This window comes from Methylobacterium nodulans ORS 2060 (assembly GCF_000022085.1).
GTDB classification, from domain to species: Bacteria; Pseudomonadota; Alphaproteobacteria; order Rhizobiales; family Beijerinckiaceae; genus Methylobacterium; species Methylobacterium nodulans.
The window spans coordinates 1,834,099-1,851,091 of sequence record NC_011894.1 but is presented as its reverse complement, the minus strand read 5'-3'; the positions used below and the strand labels follow the sequence as shown (position 1 = coordinate 1,851,091).

Here is a 16,993-nt window from a genome sequence, read left to right as displayed (position 1 = left end):
CGCTGCCGACAAGGTAGGCATCAGCCGGCCCGGCGCAACCAAGTCCGCGGGTCCTCCGCGCGGGTCGGCCCTGCGCGAAGCGCTTGGCAGAGATCCTCCATCGCCGCGAGGCTGTGGATCGGCCGGAAGTCGTGGACATGGGGCAGCATCGCCCGGATGCCCCCGGCGCGGGCCTCGAACCGGTCGAAGCGCAGGAGCGGGTTCAGCCAGACGAGGCGGCGACAGGAGCGCTTGAGCCGATCCATCTCGAAGGTGAGCTCCGGCGTCACCTCCCGCTCCAGACCATCGGTGAAGAGCAGCACCACCGCCCCGCCGCCGAGCACCCGGCGCGACCATAGCCGGTTGAAGACGTGCAGTGCCTCCGCGATGCGGGTGCCGCCCTCCCAGTCGCGGGCGCGGGCGCTCGCCCGGGCGAGGGCCTCGTCCGGGTCGCGGCGGGCGAGTTCGCGGGTGATGTTGGTGAGCCGCGTCGCGAAGACGAAGCTGTGCACCCGCCGCCTCTCGCTCAGCGCGTGCAGGAAGTGGAGGAAGAGGCGCGAATATTCCGCCATCGACCCCGAGATGTCGGCGAGCGCCACGATCGGCGGCGGCCGCATCCGCGGCGCCCGGAAGGCGAGGTCGATGGCCCCATAGGCGCGGATCGTGCGCTGGAAGCTGCGGCGCGGATCGATGCGGCCGCGCGCCTGCGGGGCGAAGCGGCGGGTGCGGGTGGCGTCGTCGGGGAGCGTGAGCGCCGCGATCAGCCGGCGCGCCTGCGCCACCTCCTCGGCGGACATCTGCGCGAAGTCCTTCGCCTTCAGCACCTCGCGCTCCGAGACGGTGAGGGTGGCGCGCAACGCCGTCTCGTCCTGCTTGCGGGCCGGCTTCGGCGCGGCGGCGGGGGTCAGGGCCTCGCGCACACGCAACGCCCCGGCCTTGGGCGGCTCCCGTCCGCGGTCGGGGGCGACCGGCGCCATCTGGGCGATCAGCTTCTCGATGAGGTCGCGCCGCCGCCAGAACAGCCGGAACGCCTCCTCGAACAGCACCGAATGCTCATGCTTGCGCACCAGCACGGCGTGGAGCGTCCAGTAGAAATCCTCACGGGTGCCGATCCCGGCGGCCTGCACGGCCTCGACGGCATCGATCACGTCGCCGGGCCCGACCGGCAGGCCGGCCTTGCGCAGGGCGCGGGCGAAATACGCGATGTTGTCCGGCAGGCGCCCGGTCATCGCACCGCCGACCGCACCTCGTCGAGGAGCGCCTTGGCCCGCCCGGCCTGCATCGCCTGGATGTCGTCCTGGTACTTGAGCAGCACGCCGAGCGTGTCCGAGACGAGGGCGGGATCGAGGGCGACGGCATCGAGCTCGACGAGGGCGGTCGCCCAGTCGAGGGTCTCGGCGACGCCTGGGGCCTTGAACAGATCCTCCTTGCGGATCGCCTGCACGAAGGCGACGACGTCGCGGGCGAGCGCCGCCGGAGCCTGCGGCACCCGGCGCTTGAGGATGGCGAGCTCCCGCTCGGCGTCCGGATAATCGACCCAGTGATAGAGGCAGCGGCGCTTGAGGGCGTCGTGGATCTCGCGGGTGCGGTTCGAGGTGAGCACGGCAATGGGCGGCTCGGGCGCTCGGATGGTGCCGAGTTCCGGGATCGTCACCTGGAAGTCGGAGAGGACTTCGAGCAGGAAGGCCTCGAAGGCCTCGTCGGTGCGGTCGAGCTCGTCGACGAGGAGGATGGGGGCGCCCCCCTCCCCGGGCTCCAGGGCGCGCAGGAGCGGGCGCCGGATCAGGTAGCGCTCGGAGAACAGCTCCGATTCGAGCCGCTCCCGGTCGATGCCGCCGCCGGCCTCCGCGAGGCGGATCGCCATCATCTGCCCGGCATAGTTCCACTCGTAGACGGCTGAGGCGACGTCGAGGCCCTCGTAGCATTGAAGCCGGATCAGCGGCCGGCCGAGAGCGGCGGCCAGCACCTTGGCGATCTCGGTCTTGCCGACGCCCGCCTCCCCCTCGAGGAAGAGCGGGCGCTTCAGCCTCAGCGAGAGGAACACCACGGTGGCGAGCGCCCGGTCGGCGACGTAGCCGGCGGAGGCGAGAAGCGAGAGGGTCGCGTCGATCGAAGCGGGCAGAGTCATGCGGGATCCCGGTTCCTCGCGCTCAGGGACAGCGGTTCCCTGCGACATACCAGGATCCCGAAGGACGGGAAGTCCTTCGGCGGGGGTCCCGGGGGCGGCGCCCCCGGGAGCTCAGCGCCTACCTTTCCGTCGCCGCCTGCACGGCCCGCCGCGCCATGACGCCGATCAGGTGCGCGCGGTACTCGGCATCGGCGTGGAGGTCGCTGATCAGGTCGTCGGGCGACGCCTTCAGCCCATCCAGGGACTTGGCGGAGAAGCGCTTGGCGAGCGCCGCCTCGGCCTCCGGCCAGCGGAAGACGCCGTTCGAGCCCGCCCCGGTCACGGCGACCCGGATGTCGCTCGGGCGCTTGGCCACGAACACGCCGACGAGGGCGTAACGGGAGGCCGGGTTGCGGAACTTCTCGTAGGCCGCCTTGTGCGGGATCGGGAAGGAGACCGCGGTCACGATCTCCCCCTCCTCCAGCGCGGTCTCGAACAGGCCGAGGAAATACTCCTCCGCAGCGATGCGCCGCTTATTGGTGATGATGGTGGCGCCGAGCGCGAGGCAGGCGGCCGGATAATCGGCCGAGGGGTCGTTGTTGGCGACCGAGCCGCCGATCGTGCCGCGGTGGCGCACCGCCGGGTCGCCGATGAGGCCGGCGAGTTCCGACAAGGCGGGGATCGCCTCCGTGACCGCGGCGGCTTCGGCCACGGCGCTGTGGGTGGTCATGGCGCCGATCGTGACCGCGCGGGGCGTGCGCTCGATTCCGACAAGGTCGGGAATGCGGCCGAGATCGACGAGGTGGCCGGGCGAAGCGAGGCGCTGCTTCATGGTCGGGATCAGGGTGTGGCCCCCGGCCACGATCTTGGCGTCCTCCTGGCGGGCGAGGAGGCCGACCGCCTCCTTGAGCGTCGCGGGACGGTGATACTCGAAGGCGTACATCGAACGGGCTCCCGGTTCACTCGGCGGCGAGGGGCTGGGGCTGGCGGGCTCCTTGAGCGGCCCGCCAGACCGCGAGCGGGGTTGCCGGCATGGCGATGTTCTCGTGCCCGAGGGCGTCGGTCAGGGCGTTCATCACGGCGGCCGGCGCCGCGATGGCGCCCGCCTCGCCGCAGCCCTTGATCCCGAGCGGGTTCGACGGGCAGGGCGTCACCGTCATGCCGACCGCGAAGGAGGGCAGGTCGGCGGCGCGGGGCATGCGGTAATCCATGAAGCTCGCGGTGACGAGCTGGCCGTCCTCGTCGTAGACCGCGCCCTCGAACAGGGCTTGGCCCACGCCCTGCGCGATGCCGCCATGGACCTGCCCCTCGACGATCATCGGATTGATGACGTTGCCGAAATCGTCGACCGCCGTGAAGCGCTCGATGGTGACATGGCCGGTCTCGGGATCGACCTCGAGCTCGCAGACATGCACGCCCGCCGGGAAGGTGAAGTTGGTGGGATCGTAGAACGCCCCCTCCTTCAGCCCCGGCTCCAGGTCGGCGCCGGTGAACTTGTGGGCGATGTAGGCCTGCAGCGCCACCTCGCCGAAGCTCAAGGAGCGGTCGGTGCCGGCGACCGTGAAGCGGCCGTCCCTGAACTCGATGTCGTCCTCGCCGGCCTCCAGCGCGAAGGCCGCCACCTTGCGGCCCTTGGCGACGACCTTGTCGAGGGCCTTGGCGATGGCCGACATGCCGACCGCACCGGAGCGCGAGCCGTAGGTGCCCATGCCGAACTGCACCTTATCGGTGTCGCCGTGCACGATGGTCACGCTCTCGATCGGCACGCCGAGCCGGTCGGAGACGAGCTGCGCGAAGGTGGTCTCGTGGCCCTGGCCATGGCTGTGCGAGCCGGTCAGCACCTCGATCGAGCCGGTCGGGTTCACCCGCACCTCGGCGGATTCCCACAGGCCCACGCCCGCGCCGAGGGCGCCGACCGCCTGCGAGGGGGCGATGCCGCAGGCCTCGATGTAGGAGGAGAAGCCGATGCCGCGCAGCTTGCCGCGGCGCGCGCTCTCGCGGCGGCGCCGGGGGAAGTGCTTGTAGTCGGCGGCCTCCAGCGCCTTGTCCAGGGAGGCGACGTAATCCCCCACGTCGTAGGTCATGATGACCGGCGTCTGGTGGGGGAAGTTCCTGATGTAGTTGCGGCGCCGGAAGCGGGCGGGATCCTGCCCGATCTGGCGGGCCGCCACCTCGACGAGGCGCTCGATGACGAAGGTCGCCTCGGGCCGCCCGGCGCCCCGGTAGGCGTCGACCGGCGCGGTGTTGGTGTAGACGCCGTCCACCTCGCAGTAGATGGCCGGGATGTTGTACTGGCCCGACAGGAGCGGCGCGTAGAGGTAGGTCGGCACCGACGACGCGAAGGTCGACAGGTAGGCGCCGAGATTCGCGATCGTGTGGACCCGCAGGCCCAGGATGCGGCCGTTGTCGTCGAGCGCCATCTCGGCGTGGGTGACGTGGTCGCGCCCATGCGCGTCGCACAGGAAGGCCTCGGTGCGGTCGCTCGTCCACTTCACCGGGCGCCCGACCTTCCTGGCCGCCCAGACGCAGACCGTCTCCTCGGCGTAGATGAAGATCTTCGAGCCGAAGCCGCCGCCGACATCGGGCGCCACCACGCGCAGCTTGTTCTCGGGCGCGATGCCGATGAAGGCCGAGAGCACGAGGCGGGCGACGTGCGGGTTCTGGCTCGTGGTGTAGAGGGTGAACTGCTCCTCGGCCTCGTCGTACTCGCCGATCGCCGCGCGCGGCTCGATCGGGTTCGGCACCAGGCGGTTGTTGACGAGGTCGAGCTTCGTCACGTGCCTGGCCCGCGCGAAGGCGGCCTCCACATCGGCCTTGTTGCCGAGGTGCCAGTTGAACACGACATTGTCGGGCGCAACGTCGTGGACGACGACCGCCGCGCCCTGCGCCCTGGCGGTCTCCACCACCGCCGGCAACAGGTCGTAATCGACCTCGATCGCCTCGGCGGCGTCCCGGGCCTGGGCCAGGGTCTCGGCCACCACCACGGCGACATGGTCGCCGACATAGCGCACCTTGCCCTGGGCCAGGGCCGGGTGCGGCCCCGTCTTCATGGGGCTGCCGTCCTTGGAGTGGATCATCCAGCCGCAGATGAGGCCACCCACCTTGTCGGCCGCGAGATCCTCGCCCGTGAACACCCCGATCACGCCCGGCATCGCCCTGGCGGCCGCGGCGTCGATGCCGCGGATCGCCGCGTGGGCGTGCGGCGAGCGCAGGAAATAGGCGTAGGCCTGCCCCGGCCGGTTGAAGTCATCGACGTAGCGGCCCTTGCCGGTGATGAAGCGCTGATCCTCCTTGCGGCGCACGGGGGCGCCGATGCCGCTTGCGGTCATGTCCCTCTCCCGTCTCCCTCGCCCGAGCTGTTGGCGTTGCTCTCCGGCCTCTGGCGGGCCGGTGGATTCGCAAGGAGCTACTGCGCAGCCTGGCGCAGGGGCGGTTCCCCTCCCATGGCGGCGGCGCCGGCGGCGATCGCCTTGACGATATTGTGATAGCCCGTGCAGCGGCAGAGATTGCCCTCGAGCTCGTGCCGGATGGTGGCCTCGTCGAGGGCATGGCCCTTGCGGCGCACGAGATCGACGGCGGTCATGATCATGCCGGGCGTGCAATAGCCGCATTGCAGGCCGTGATGCTCGCGGAAGGCCGCCTGCATCGGATGGAGCGCCCCGCCGGGCCCCGCCAGCCCCTCGATCGTCGTCACCTCCCGGCCGTCCGCCTGGACGGCGAGCACCGTGCACGATTTCACCGCCTGTCCGTCCAGATGCACCACGCAGGCGCCGCACTGGCTAGTGTCGCAGCCGACATGGGTGCCGGTGAGGCGTAAGCCGTCCCGCAGGAGCTGGACGAGAAGCGTGCGCGGCTCGATGTCGGCGGTCACGGCCCTGCCGTTCACCGTCAGGCTGACGGAGCTCATGGTGTTTTCCTCCTCATCGGCCGATGCCCGCCGGACCCTTGTCTCGGGTCCTTCGCGAAGGTGCCCGGGCCGGCCACCCGCCCGTTGAGAATCGCTCGAAAACGAGTGTCAACCGGCCGCGTCGGGCGGTCAAGAAGGGTCGTGGCGGACTTTCGGCGGTCAAAAACCGGTGTTCCGCGCGCCCTCCGCGGCCGATGGCCCGCCTGGGTTGGCCAGCCTGGAGAGGCTTCATACGGCCCCCGGTCGCAAACTCTCGCCGCGAGGTGGGCGGTGCCAGGGCCGGGCCGCCCGACGCGCGCGGCAGCCGCCCCGCCGCTCGTGCCGAGGGGCGGGCGTTCCGCGAAGCGTTTACGCGGAAGGCTGCCCGCCCTGGACCTCCTTGGCGAAGGTGTCGAAGAACCCGTCCGCGTATTTCTTGGCCACGCCGTTGATCAGGCGGCCGCCGAGCTGGGCCAGCTTGCCGCCGACGCTCGCATCCACGTCATAGGTCATCTTGGTCTGGCCGCCCTCGACCGGCTCGAGCCTCACCGCCGCGCCGCCCTTGGCGAAGCCTGCGACGCCGCCCTGCCCCTCGCCCGAGATGCGGTAGCCGTTCGGCGGATCGATGTCGGAGAGCATGACCTTGCCCTTGAAGGTCGCCTTCACGGGACCGACCGCGACCTTGGCGGAGGCCTGCAGCTCGTTCTCGCCGACCTTCTCGAGGCTCTCGCAGCCCGGGATGCAGCGCTTGAGCACCTCCGGATCGTTCAGCTTCTCCCACACCGTCTGCTGATCGGCGGGCAGCACCACCTCGCCGCTCATCGTCATCGCCATCGCGCGTTCCCCCGACCTCCCGGTTTGCGGAACGATAGCGAAGCCGCGACGGCCAAGCCAGCCGCCACAACCCCACCGGGCCACAACCCGCCCGATTGTCGAGTGGTGCGGCCCTTGCTAAGGATTTTCACAGGCACAGTCCGCCACCCGAATACGGGGATCGGGCTCGCGGGAGGCAGGATCGCGCTTGCGAGAGCAGCCGCGATCCGGGTTGGGAGAACGTGTCCGCATGGAGGTGTTCGCGCAGCAGCTCATCAACGGGCTGACGCTCGGGTCGATCTACGGCCTCATCGCCATCGGCTATACGATGGTCTTCGGCATCATCGGCATGATCAACTTCGCGCATGGCGACGTGTTCATGCTCTCGGCCTTCATCGCGCTGATCGTCTTCCTGATCCTGACCACGGTGCTCGGCATCGGCTCGGTGGTGCTGGCGCTGATCCTGGTGATGATCGTCGCCATGGCGCTCACCGCCCTGTGGGGCTGGTCGATCGAGCGGATCGCCTACCGCCCCCTGCGCGGCTCCTTCCGCCTCGCGCCGCTGATCTCGGCCATCGGGGTCTCGATCTTCCTGTCGAACTTCGTGCAGGTGGTGCAGGGCGCGCGCAACAAGCCCACCCCGCCGATGATGCGCGACGTCATCGTGCTCTGGACGGGCGAGAACGGCTACGCGGTCGCCCTCTCCTACAAGCAGATCATCATCATGCTGGTCACGGGCGTGATGCTCTTGGGCTTCTGGTACCTCGTGCAGCACACCTCCCTCGGCCGCGCGCAGCGCGCCTGCGAGCAGGACCGCAAGATGGCGGCGCTGCTCGGCATCGACGTCGACCGCACCATCTCGCTCACCTTCGTGCTCGGGGCCGCTCTCGCGGCGGTCGCCGGCACCATGTACCTGCTCTACTACGGGGTCGTGTCCTTCTCGGACGGCTTCGTGCCCGGCGTGAAGGCCTTCACGGCCGCGGTGCTCGGGGGCATCGGCAGCCTGCCGGGGGCGGTGCTCGGCGGGCTCATCATCGGCCTGATCGAGACCTTCTGGTCGGCCTACTTCTCCATCGAATACAAGGACGTGGCGGCTTTCTCGATCCTCGCCATCGTGCTCATCTTCATGCCCTCCGGCATCCTCGGCCGGCCCGAGGTCGAGAAGGTCTGATGAGCGTCCCCGCCCCCGCCCCCGCCCTCACAGCGGCTCCCGCCGCCCGCCCCGCCCTCGACCTTCCGGCCATCGTCAAGGATGCGGCGCTCTTCGCGCTCGTGACCTTCGGCCTCTGCGTGCCGATCGTCAGCTACCGCACCGATCTCGGCGGGGAAGGCGGCGCGCTCAGCCTCACGCCCCGCTGGGGCCTGGTGGCGATCCTGTGCGGCCTCGTCTTCGCGGCCCGCCTCGCGCAGCGCATCGTGCTGGCGAACCGCGACGTCCGCCGCGCGCTCACCCCCTCGCCCCGGCAGGCCACCGAGGCCGTCGATGCGACGCCGAATGCGGCCCAGAAGATCTCCGGCCTCGCGCTTCCGGTCTTCCTGGGCGTGGCGCTGGCCTTCCCGCTTCTCGTCGTGCTCGGCACCGGCGGCCTGTCGGAGTCGCGCTACTGGGTCGACCTCGGCATCCTGATCCTGACCTACGTGATGCTGGGCTGGGGGCTCAACATCGTGGTGGGCCTCGCGGGCCTCCTCGATCTCGGCTACGTCGCCTTCTATGCGGTCGGCGCCTATACCTACGCCCTGCTCTCGACCACCTTCGACCTCTCCTTCTGGATCTGCCTGCCGCTGGCCGGCCTGTTCGCCGCCTGCTGGGGCATGATCCTGGGCTTCCCGGTCCTGCGGCTTCGCGGCGACTACCTCGCCATCGTGACGCTGGCCTTCGGGGAGATCATCCGCCTCGTCCTCATCAACTGGTCGGATCTGTCGGGCGGCGCCGCCGGCGTCTCGTCGATCCCGCGGGTGACCTTCTTCGGCGTGCCCTTCACCGCGGACGAGGACGGCTTCGCGGCGCGGTTCGGGATCACGTTCGACCCGATGCACCGGGTGGTGTTCCTCTACTACCTGATCCTCACGCTCGCGCTCGTCACCAACCTCGTGACCCTGCGCCTGCGGCGCCTGCCCCTCGGACGGGCCTGGGAGGCCCTGCGCGAGGACGAGATCGCCTGCCGCTCGCTCGGCATCAACACCACCAACACCAAGCTCACGGCCTTCGCGCTCGGCGCGATGTTCGGCGGCATCGCGGGCTCCTTCTTCGCGGTCCGGCAGGGCTTCGTGAGCCCCGAGAGCTTCAACTTCCTGGAGAGCGCGATCATTCTCGCCATCGTGGTGCTCGGCGGCATGGGCTCGCAGATCGGCGTGGCCATCGCCGCCGTCGCGATGGTCGGCGGGCCGGAACTGCTGCGCAACCTCGGCTTCCTCAGGGCCGTGTTCGGCGAGGGCTTCGACCCGAGCGAGTACCGCCTGCTGCTCTTCGGCCTCGCCATGGTGCTGATGATGATCTGGCGTCCCCGCGGCCTGATCTCCGAGCGCGCGCCCTCCGTGGTGCTCAAGGAGCGCAAGGCCATCGCGGGCTCCCTCGTGAAGGAGGGGCACGGCTGATGGGCGCCCTCGCCTCCCCCCGCCTCGCCGACCCGGTGCTGAGGGTCGAGCACCTGACCATGCGCTTCGGCGGCCTCGTCGCCGTGAACGACCTCTCTTTCCTGGTCGGGCGCGGCGACATCACCGGGCTGATCGGCCCCAACGGCGCCGGCAAGACCACGGTCTTCAACTGCATCACCGGCTTCTACAAGCCGACCGAAGGCATGATGACGCTGCGCCACCGGGACGGGCCGCAGTATCTGCTGGAGCGCCTGCCCGGCTACGCGGTGAACCGGCGCGCCCACGTCGCCCGCACCTTCCAGAACATCCGCCTGTTCACCGGCATGACGGTGCTGGAGAACCTGCTCGTCGCTCAGCACAACCCGCTGATGCACGCCTCCGGGTTCACGCTCGCGGGCCTGCTCGGGCTGCCGGGCTACCGCAAGGCGCAAGGGGCGGCGGTCGAGAAGGCGGTGGGGTGGCTCTCCCGCATCAATCTCCTGCACCGGGCCGACGATCCGGCGGGCGACCTGCCCTATGGCGACCAGCGCCGGCTGGAGATCGCCCGGGCCATGTGCACCGATCCGGTGCTGCTCTGCCTCGACGAGCCGGCGGCGGGCCTCAACCCGCGCGAATCCCGCGAGCTCAACGCCCTGCTGCGGGCGATCCGGGACGATTTCGACACCTCGGTGCTGCTCATCGAGCACGACATGTCGGTGGTGATGGAGATCTCCGACCACGTCGTGGTGCTCGATTACGGCACCAAGATCGCGGACGGCACGCCCGCCGAGGTGCAGACCGACCAGAGCGTCATCGCTGCCTATCTGGGCGTCGAGGACGAGGAGGTCGAGGCGGTCGAGGCGGAGGTAGGGGTATGACATTCGCGATCTGGGCCGCCTTCGCGGGCGCCTCCGCGATCCTGCTGGTGATCCCGGGCCCGACGATCCTGCTCGTCGTGTCCTATGCCCTCGGCGGCGGCCTGCGCGCCGCCCTGCCCGCGGCGACCGGGGTCGCGCTCGGCGACCTCACGGCCATGACCCTGTCGATGCTGGGGCTCGGCGCGCTGCTCGCCGCCTCCGCCACGCTGTTCACGGCGCTCAAATGGCTCGGCGCCGCCTACCTGGTCTGGCTCGGCGTGAAGCTGTGGCGGGCCGGCGGGCGGCTCGAAGCCCCGCCCCGCTCCGGCGCCCCGGCGCTGCGGATGGCGGCCCATGCCTGGCTCGTTACGGCGCTCAACCCCAAGAGCCTGACCTTCTTCATCGCCTTCCTGCCCCAGTTTCTCGATCCGCAAGGGGACCTCCTGATTCAGATGGCGATCTTCGAGGCGACCTTCGTCACCCTCGCCTTCCTCAATGCGCTCGGCTACGCGCTCCTCGCCGCGCGGGCGCGGGGCCTGTTCGCCCGGGCGGAAAGCCTGCGCCTGTTCAACCGGATCGGCGGCAGCCTGCTCGTCGGGGCCAGCCTCGCGACCGCGAGGAGCGCCCCATGAGCGCGGAGGCCCTTCGGACCGACACCCCGCGCGCCCGGACCGCCGGCGCCCGCGCGCCGCTCCTCAGCGTGCGCGGGGTGAAGACCTATTACGGCAACATCATCGCGCTCAAAGGCGTCGACCTCGACGTGAACGAGGGCGAGATCGTCACCCTGATCGGCGCGAACGGGGCGGGCAAGTCCACCCTGATGATGACGATCTTCGGCAACCCGCGGGCGCGGGAGGGCAGCATCACCTATGCGGGCCAGGACATCACCCGGATGCCCACCCACGAGATCGCCCGCCTCAACCTCGCCCAGTCGCCGGAGGGGCGGCGCATCTTCCCGCGCATGACCGTCTACGAGAACCTGCAGATGGGCGCGGCGGTCAATGGCGGCGCGCATTTCGCGCAGGATCTGGAGCGGGTCTGCACCCTGTTCCCGCGCCTCAAGGAGCGCCTGCACCAGCGCGGCGGCACCATGTCGGGGGGCGAGCAGCAGATGCTCGCCATCGCCCGCGCGCTGATGAGCCGGCCGCGGCTCCTCCTGCTCGACGAGCCCTCGCTCGGCCTCGCGCCGCTCATCGTCAAGCAGATCTTCTCCGTCATCAAGGACCTCAACGAGCGCGACGGGATGACGGTCTTCCTGGTGGAGCAGAACGCCTACCACGCGCTCAAGCTCGCCCATCGCGGCTACGTCATGGTGACCGGGACCATAACCATGAGCGGCAGCGGCCAGGAACTCCTCGACGACCCGTCCGTGAAGGCGGCCTATCTCGAAGGGGGCCGGCACTGATGCAGGGCATCCTCTACGAGGAGAGCACGGTGTGGCTCTTCCTCCTCGTCACGGTGGTGATGGGTGGCTGGGCCGCCTGGATGACGGCGCGCGGCATCGCGCTCGGCTGGCGCCCCTACTGGCAGGTGGTGCTGGCCTTGGGCTTGCTCGGGCTGGCGGTGCGCTTCATCCACTTCGCCCTGTTCGAGGGCACGATGCTGTCGCCGCACTACTACCTGGTCGACACGCTGGTGCTGCTCCTCATCGGCTCGGTCGGGTACCGCGCCACCCGCGCCCGCCAGATGACCACGCAGTATCGCTGGCTCTACGAGCGCACCGGCCCGCTGACTTGGCGCGAGAAACCCTGGCGCGAGAAACCGTCCGCGGGCGCGTGAATCGTCGATCCACGCCGTGACATGCCTGCGGGCGCGCGCCACACTCGTCGAGTTCCGGGGGGATCCCCTCCGGTTCACCGGCCGAAAGGGCCCAACAAGCGGTCACGTCTGATCCAGAGGAGTCCACGATGAAACGCATGCTGTTGCCCGGCCTCGTCCTGGCGGCCGGGCTTGCCTGGGCGGGTTCGGCTCAGGCGCAGATCAAGCTCGCGGTCGCGGGCCCGATCACCGGCCCCAACGCCGCCTTCGGCGCCCAGCTCAAGAACGGCGCCACCCAGGCCGTGGAGGACATCAACAAGGCAGGCGGCATCCTGGGCAAGAAGATCGAGATCGTCATCTACGACGACGCCTCCGACCCGAAGCAGGGCGTCTCGGTCGCCAGCAAGGCCGGCAGCGAGAAGGTCGTCGCCGTGGTCGGCCACTTCAACTCGGGCGTGTCGATCCCGGCCTCGGAGGTCTACGCGGAATCCGGCATCGTCGAGATCACGCCCGCCTCGACCAACCCGAAATTCACCGACCGCAAGCTCTGGAACACGTTCCGCACCTGCGGCCGCGACGACCAGCAGGGCGCGGTGGCGGGCGCCTATCTCGCCCAGCATTTCAAGGGCAAGAACATCGCCATCGTGCATGACAAGACCCCCTACGGCCGCGGCCTCGCGGACGAGACGCTCAAGGCCCTCAAGGCCAAGGGCGGCAAGGAGGTGCTGTTCGAGGGCATCAACCCGGGCGAGAAGGACTATTCGGCCCTCGTCTCCAAGCTCAAGCAGGCCAAGGCGGACGTCGTCTATTACGGCGGCCTGCACACCGAGGCCGGCCTGATCGTGCGCCAGATGCACGACCAGGGCCTCAACGCGCCCCTGATGAGCGGCGACGGCATCACCGACAAGGAATTCGCCCAGATCGCCGGCCCCGGCGCCGACGGCACCCTGATGACCTTCTCGCCCGACGCCCGCAAGAACCCGAACGCCAAGGACGTGGTGGCGGCCTTCAAGGCCAAGAACATCGATCCGGAGGCCTACACCCTCTACTCCTATGCCGCCGTTCAGATTCTGAAGACCGCCATGGAGGACGCGAAGTCGACCGACGGCAAGAAGGTCGCCGAGGTGATGCGCTCGGGCAAGACCTTCAAGACTGTGATCGGCGACATCTCCTACGACAAGAAGGGCGACATCACCCGGCCCGACTACGTGATGTACATGTGGAAGAAGGGCCCTGACGGCCGTATCGACTACACGGGCAACGAGCTCACCCAGTAAGGCCACGGGAGCAGTCCTGGCACATCAGCGCCCGGCGCCGCAGCAGCGCCGGGCATTGGGTGTTGACGATCCACGAACTTCGTCACCGGCACGGCTTGCGCGCCTTGCCGGGCGACCTTACATGCACGGTTGCGTTCGACGGCCTCCAGCCCCCGGGCCCTCCCGCCGTGCTCCTCGCCTCGACCGCTCGCGCTGGATTCGATTGACCAAGCTCCCGGGATGCCGCCCGCGACGGCACTCGGGCGGAGAGTGTGGATGGCGAAGGAAGAGTTGATGCAGTTCGAGGGTCTCGTGCTGGAGATCCTGCCGGACGCGCGCTACCGCGTGCAGCTCGACCAGGGTCACGAGATCGTGGCCTACACGGCCGGCAAGATGAAGAAGAACCGCATCAAGACTCTGGCCGGCGACCGCGTCACCGTCGAGATGTCGCCCTACGACCTGGAGAAGGGGCGTCTGGTGTTCCGGCACAAGGACGAGCGTTCGTCCGGTCCGCGCCCTCCGTTCCGCGGCGGCAGCCAGTTCCGCCGGCGCTGACGCGCTTCCCCTCTTGCATCGCGTCCGGCCGAGCCGGGGTTGTCCGACCCTGGCCTTTCGGCGTTGGTGAGGCCCTGCCATGACCCGTCCCATCGTCATCGCTCCGTCGATCCTCTCGGCCGATTTCGCGCGGCTCGGCGAGGAGGTCCGCGCCGTCGTCGCGGCCGGCGCGGACTGGATCCATGTCGACGTGATGGACGGGCATTTCGTGCCCAACATCACCATCGGGCCGGACGTCGTGAAGGCCCTGCGCCCGCACACGGACGCGCATTTCGACGTCCACCTGATGATCGCGCCGGCCGACCCGTACCTGGAGGCCTTCGCCAAGGCGGGCGCCGACACCATCACGGTCCATGCCGAGGCCGGTCCCCACCTCCACCGCACGCTCCAGACCATCCGGGCGCTCGGCAAGCGCGCGGGCGTGGCGATCAATCCCGGCACGCCGGCCGCTTCGGTCGAGCCCGTGCTCGATCTGGCCGATCTCGTGCTCTGCATGACGGTGAATCCCGGCTTCGGCGGCCAGAGCTTCATTCCGTCGGTCTGCGAGACGGTCTCCCGCGTGCGCGCGATGGTGGGCGGACGCGACATCGACATCGAGGTCGATGGCGGCATCACCGCCGAGACGGCGCCGGCCGTGGTCCGGGCCGGCGCCAACGCTCTGGTTGCGGGCTCCGCCACCTTCCGGGGCGGGCGCGACGCCTATGCGCCCAACATCGCGGCGATCCGTCAGGCGGCGGAGGACGCGCGCGGCGCCTGGGTCTGAGGGCCGGTCTCCCTTCGGCCGGCGAGCAGCTGCTCGACGCGCTTCAGTCCCGCTCCGACGTGCTGTTCCGGCAGGGCCGGGATATCCTCGGCCGGGATCTCGGGACGGATGACGATGCCTGACGACTGGCGGCAGATGGACCGCGCCACCTTGAGCGCGGCTTACGACAATGCGGGAGCGGTGGCGGGGAGCGCGCAGAAAGTGGCCGGCTGGCGAGAGCGCAGCGCCGCCTTCCGGCAGGCGCATCCGGACGAGCTCGACCTCGCCTACGGGACGCAGGAGCGCCAGACGCTCGACCTCTTCCGTTGCGGTGGCGCCGATGCGCCGCTGCTGGCCTTCCTGCACGGGGGCTATTGGCAGAGGAATGCCAAGGAGGGGTTTGCCTGCATGGCCGAGGGCCCGCTCGCCCGCGGGCTCGACGTGGCACTGATCGGCTACACGCTCGCACCCCAGGCGACGATGACGCGCATCGCCGACGAGGTCGGCGCGGCCCTTGCCTTCCTGCGCCGCCATGATGGGACGCGCGGGACGGCGCGGCGCCTCGTGGTCTCGGGCTGGTCGGCGGGAGGCCATCTTGCGGCGCTCGCCCTGTCGCGCGGGCAGGCCGATGCGGGCCTCGCCATCAGCGGCATCTTCGACCTCGCGCCGATCCGCGGCACGATTCTCAACGACGCCCTGAGCCTCACGGCGGAGGAGATCGACGCGCTCTCGCCGATCCGCCACCTCCCCGCCGCATCCGGCCCGCTCGTGGTCGCCTACGGGGCGGAGGAGTTGCCGGAGCTTCGCCGCCAATCGGCGGAGTACCACGCGGCCTGGAGCGCGGCGGGCCTCAGGGGTTCGCTCCTGCGGCTCGCCAGCCATGACCATTTCTCGGTGCTGGGGGAACTCATGCGGCCGGACGGAGCGCTCACCGAGGCGACGGTGGCGCTCGCGCGAGGCTGAAAGCGGGCGCGGAATCCCCTCCCCCGGAACGGGAGCGGGGTTCCGCTGAGGATCCGCCCGCGTCACGAGCGGCACTGCACGGGAACGATCGCCCCCGCGAGCGGCGCCGCGATGGCCCCGGTGCTCTTGACCCCCGCCTCCGACGACGCTTCGAGCGTGACGCCCTCCGCATTCAGAAACCCGCGCAAGGCCGCGATCCCGATCAGCGGATGCATCATCGGGGGCATCACGCCCGCGATCAGGCGGGGCTGCGCCGGCAGCATCGCCACGAGGCCGACGAGGCGCCCGGCCCGGTCGAGCGCCGGCCCGCCCGCCGCGCCGGGCTGGAGCGGGGCGATCACGCCGCCGGACGGGCCCATGGCTCCCGGCGCCACGCTCGGGCCACCCTCGCGGCTCGCCCCCAGCACCACGAGATCGTCTCCGGGCGCGGGCGCGGCGGGCGCGGCCGGCGGGAGGGCCCCGCCCCGCAGCGGCCGATCCACCTCGACGAGCGCGAGGCCCGCCTCCTGGCGCACCACGCGGGCCGGAGCCCCGCCGATGAGCGGCGTCGGACACCGGGCGACGATGGAGGCGGCCGTGACGAGGCGCTGCGGCCCCACCGCGAGTCCCGTCCCGACGGGCGCGGCCGGTGAAGCGGCCGCAGGTTCGGGCGCGGGCGGCCGGGGTGCGGCCGCGGGGAGCCGGGGCGCGGCCGCCACCGCGGCCTCGGCCGGGAACGGGGAGAAGCTGTTCGCCACCGCGATGACGAGGCGGTCGACCTCGCGCGCGATAGCCTTGTCGTAGGCGAGCGTGAAGCCGCGGATGCCGGCCGGCGCTGCCGCGTAGCGGATGTAGAACTTCCCCGTCGCAGTCTCGCCCGTGACGACCACGAAGTCGGGCTTCTTGAGCTTGTAGGTGACCTTCCGCTCCGGCGTCGCCGCCGTGCTCTTCTCGAACAGGGCATCGAGATCGGTCTCGCCGGGCGCGAATCCCTTGGTGTCGAGGGTCACGCGCCCGTCGGCGCTCTGCCAGCGGCTGCCGTTCGGGATGCGCGCGCGCTTCGCCAGGAGCCGCTCCGGCACGCCGAGCGTGATTCCCGTCGCTGCGTCGGTCTGGAGGGTGAACCGGGCCGCCTGCCGCGCCGCCTGCCCGGCTGCCAGGAGCCGGGCGCGGGCGCGGTCGTCGAGGATGCCGGTCGGGTCGATCCCGCTCTGCGCCTGCCAGGCGCTCAGCGCCTCGAAGGTGCGCCGACCGAAGGTGCCGCTCGTCACGCTGTTGTAGTCGCTCACCCAGACGAGGGCGTCCTGCACCGCCTTGCGCTCGTCCTCGGGCCGCGCCTCGAAGGCGGCGCGCGCCGCCTCGAAGGCCGGGTCGGCGGGCTTGGCGACGGGCGGGGCCGGGCGCGGAGGCGGCGCTTGGGCGGAACCGGGAGAGACCGTGAGAATCAGGCCCGCGGCGAGGAGCAGGGAGACGCAGCGCGGCATGGGCGAGAACCTCTGGGCGAGAACCTCCGAAGGGCGTCGC

At 70.5% G+C, this 16,993-nt stretch carries 17 protein-coding genes; 10 read left to right on the top strand and 7 right to left on the bottom strand.

What is annotated here, in order from left to right; genetic code table 11:
* Positions 1-20: 20 nt before the first annotated feature.
* The 6 genes from MNOD_RS08445 to MNOD_RS08420 form a co-directional block, all read right to left on the bottom strand.
* Entirely contained in the window at positions 21-1,208 is a 1,188-nt protein-coding gene (locus tag MNOD_RS08445) for a vWA domain-containing protein (protein ID WP_015928435.1), read from the bottom strand.
* Positions 1,205-2,107, bottom strand: a complete 903-nt coding sequence (locus MNOD_RS08440; RefSeq protein WP_015928434.1) for an AAA family ATPase — start codon at positions 2,105-2,107, stop codon at positions 1,205-1,207. Before MNOD_RS08440 ends, MNOD_RS08445 begins: the two co-directional genes overlap by 4 nt.
* 118 nt (positions 2,108-2,225) lie before the next feature.
* Complete coding sequence (locus MNOD_RS08435; RefSeq protein ID WP_015928433.1) at positions 2,226-3,029, bottom strand: FAD binding domain-containing protein; 804 nt, start codon at positions 3,027-3,029, stop codon at positions 2,226-2,228.
* Between the two features lie 16 nt (positions 3,030-3,045).
* Positions 3,046-5,415, bottom strand: a complete 2,370-nt coding sequence (locus MNOD_RS08430; protein WP_015928432.1) for a xanthine dehydrogenase family protein molybdopterin-binding subunit — start codon at positions 5,413-5,415, stop codon at positions 3,046-3,048.
* A 77-nt stretch (positions 5,416-5,492) separates the two neighbouring features.
* Entirely contained in the window at positions 5,493-5,993 is a 501-nt protein-coding gene (locus tag MNOD_RS08425; protein WP_015928431.1) for a (2Fe-2S)-binding protein, read from the bottom strand.
* A gap of 348 nt (positions 5,994-6,341) precedes the next feature.
* The gene (locus MNOD_RS08420) at positions 6,342-6,806 is read right to left on the bottom strand and encodes an SRPBCC family protein (protein WP_015928430.1); all 465 of its coding nucleotides are present in this window, start codon (positions 6,804-6,806) and stop codon (positions 6,342-6,344) included.
* Between the two features lie 229 nt (positions 6,807-7,035).
* Here MNOD_RS08420 and MNOD_RS08415 point away from each other — a divergent pair, with 229 nt between their 5' ends.
* The 10 genes from MNOD_RS08415 (at position 7,036) to MNOD_RS08370 (ending at position 15,490) form a co-directional block, all read left to right on the top strand.
* Complete coding sequence (locus MNOD_RS08415; protein ID WP_015928429.1) at positions 7,036-7,956, top strand: branched-chain amino acid ABC transporter permease; 921 nt, start codon at positions 7,036-7,038, stop codon at positions 7,954-7,956.
* Entirely contained in the window at positions 7,956-9,380 is a 1,425-nt protein-coding gene (gene livM, locus MNOD_RS08410; RefSeq protein WP_015928428.1) for a high-affinity branched-chain amino acid ABC transporter permease LivM, read from the top strand. Before MNOD_RS08415 ends, livM begins: the two co-directional genes overlap by 1 nt.
* On the top strand, positions 9,380-10,237 hold the full coding sequence (locus MNOD_RS08405; RefSeq protein ID WP_015928427.1) for an ABC transporter ATP-binding protein: 858 nt from the start codon (positions 9,380-9,382) through the stop codon (positions 10,235-10,237). Before livM ends, MNOD_RS08405 begins: the two co-directional genes overlap by 1 nt.
* Positions 10,234-10,848, top strand: coding sequence for a LysE family translocator (locus tag MNOD_RS08400; protein ID WP_015928426.1), 615 nt, complete (start codon positions 10,234-10,236; stop codon positions 10,846-10,848). The genes MNOD_RS08405 and MNOD_RS08400 overlap by 4 nt, the downstream gene beginning before the upstream one ends.
* Positions 10,845-11,621 carry an ABC transporter ATP-binding protein gene (locus MNOD_RS08395; RefSeq protein WP_015928425.1) on the top strand — a complete coding sequence of 259 codons (777 nt, stop codon included), beginning with the start codon at positions 10,845-10,847 and terminating at the stop codon, positions 11,619-11,621. The genes MNOD_RS08400 and MNOD_RS08395 overlap by 4 nt, the downstream gene beginning before the upstream one ends.
* A complete protein-coding gene (locus tag MNOD_RS08390; protein WP_015928424.1) occupies positions 11,621-11,995 on the top strand; it encodes a DUF6867 family protein in 375 nt (124 codons plus the stop codon). The genes MNOD_RS08395 and MNOD_RS08390 overlap by 1 nt, the downstream gene beginning before the upstream one ends.
* 128 nt (positions 11,996-12,123) lie before the next feature.
* A complete protein-coding gene (locus MNOD_RS08385; RefSeq protein WP_015928423.1) occupies positions 12,124-13,251 on the top strand; it encodes a branched-chain amino acid ABC transporter substrate-binding protein in 1,128 nt (375 codons plus the stop codon).
* Positions 13,252-13,506: 255 nt separating this feature from the next.
* Complete coding sequence (gene infA / locus MNOD_RS08380) at positions 13,507-13,785, top strand: translation initiation factor IF-1 (RefSeq protein ID WP_012335131.1); 279 nt, start codon at positions 13,507-13,509, stop codon at positions 13,783-13,785.
* A 79-nt stretch (positions 13,786-13,864) separates the two neighbouring features.
* Positions 13,865-14,548, top strand: a complete 684-nt coding sequence (gene rpe / locus MNOD_RS08375) for a ribulose-phosphate 3-epimerase (protein WP_015928422.1) — start codon at positions 13,865-13,867, stop codon at positions 14,546-14,548.
* Positions 14,549-14,662: 114 nt separating this feature from the next.
* Entirely contained in the window at positions 14,663-15,490 is an 828-nt protein-coding gene (locus MNOD_RS08370; RefSeq protein ID WP_015928421.1) for an alpha/beta hydrolase, read from the top strand.
* Positions 15,491-15,552: 62 nt separating this feature from the next.
* Here the strand turns inward: MNOD_RS08370 and MNOD_RS08365 are convergent, their stop codons facing one another.
* Positions 15,553-16,953: a serine protease gene (locus MNOD_RS08365; RefSeq protein WP_015928420.1), complete on the bottom strand. Its 1,401-nt coding sequence runs from the start codon at positions 16,951-16,953 to the stop codon at positions 15,553-15,555.
* Positions 16,954-16,993 lie beyond the last annotated feature (40 nt).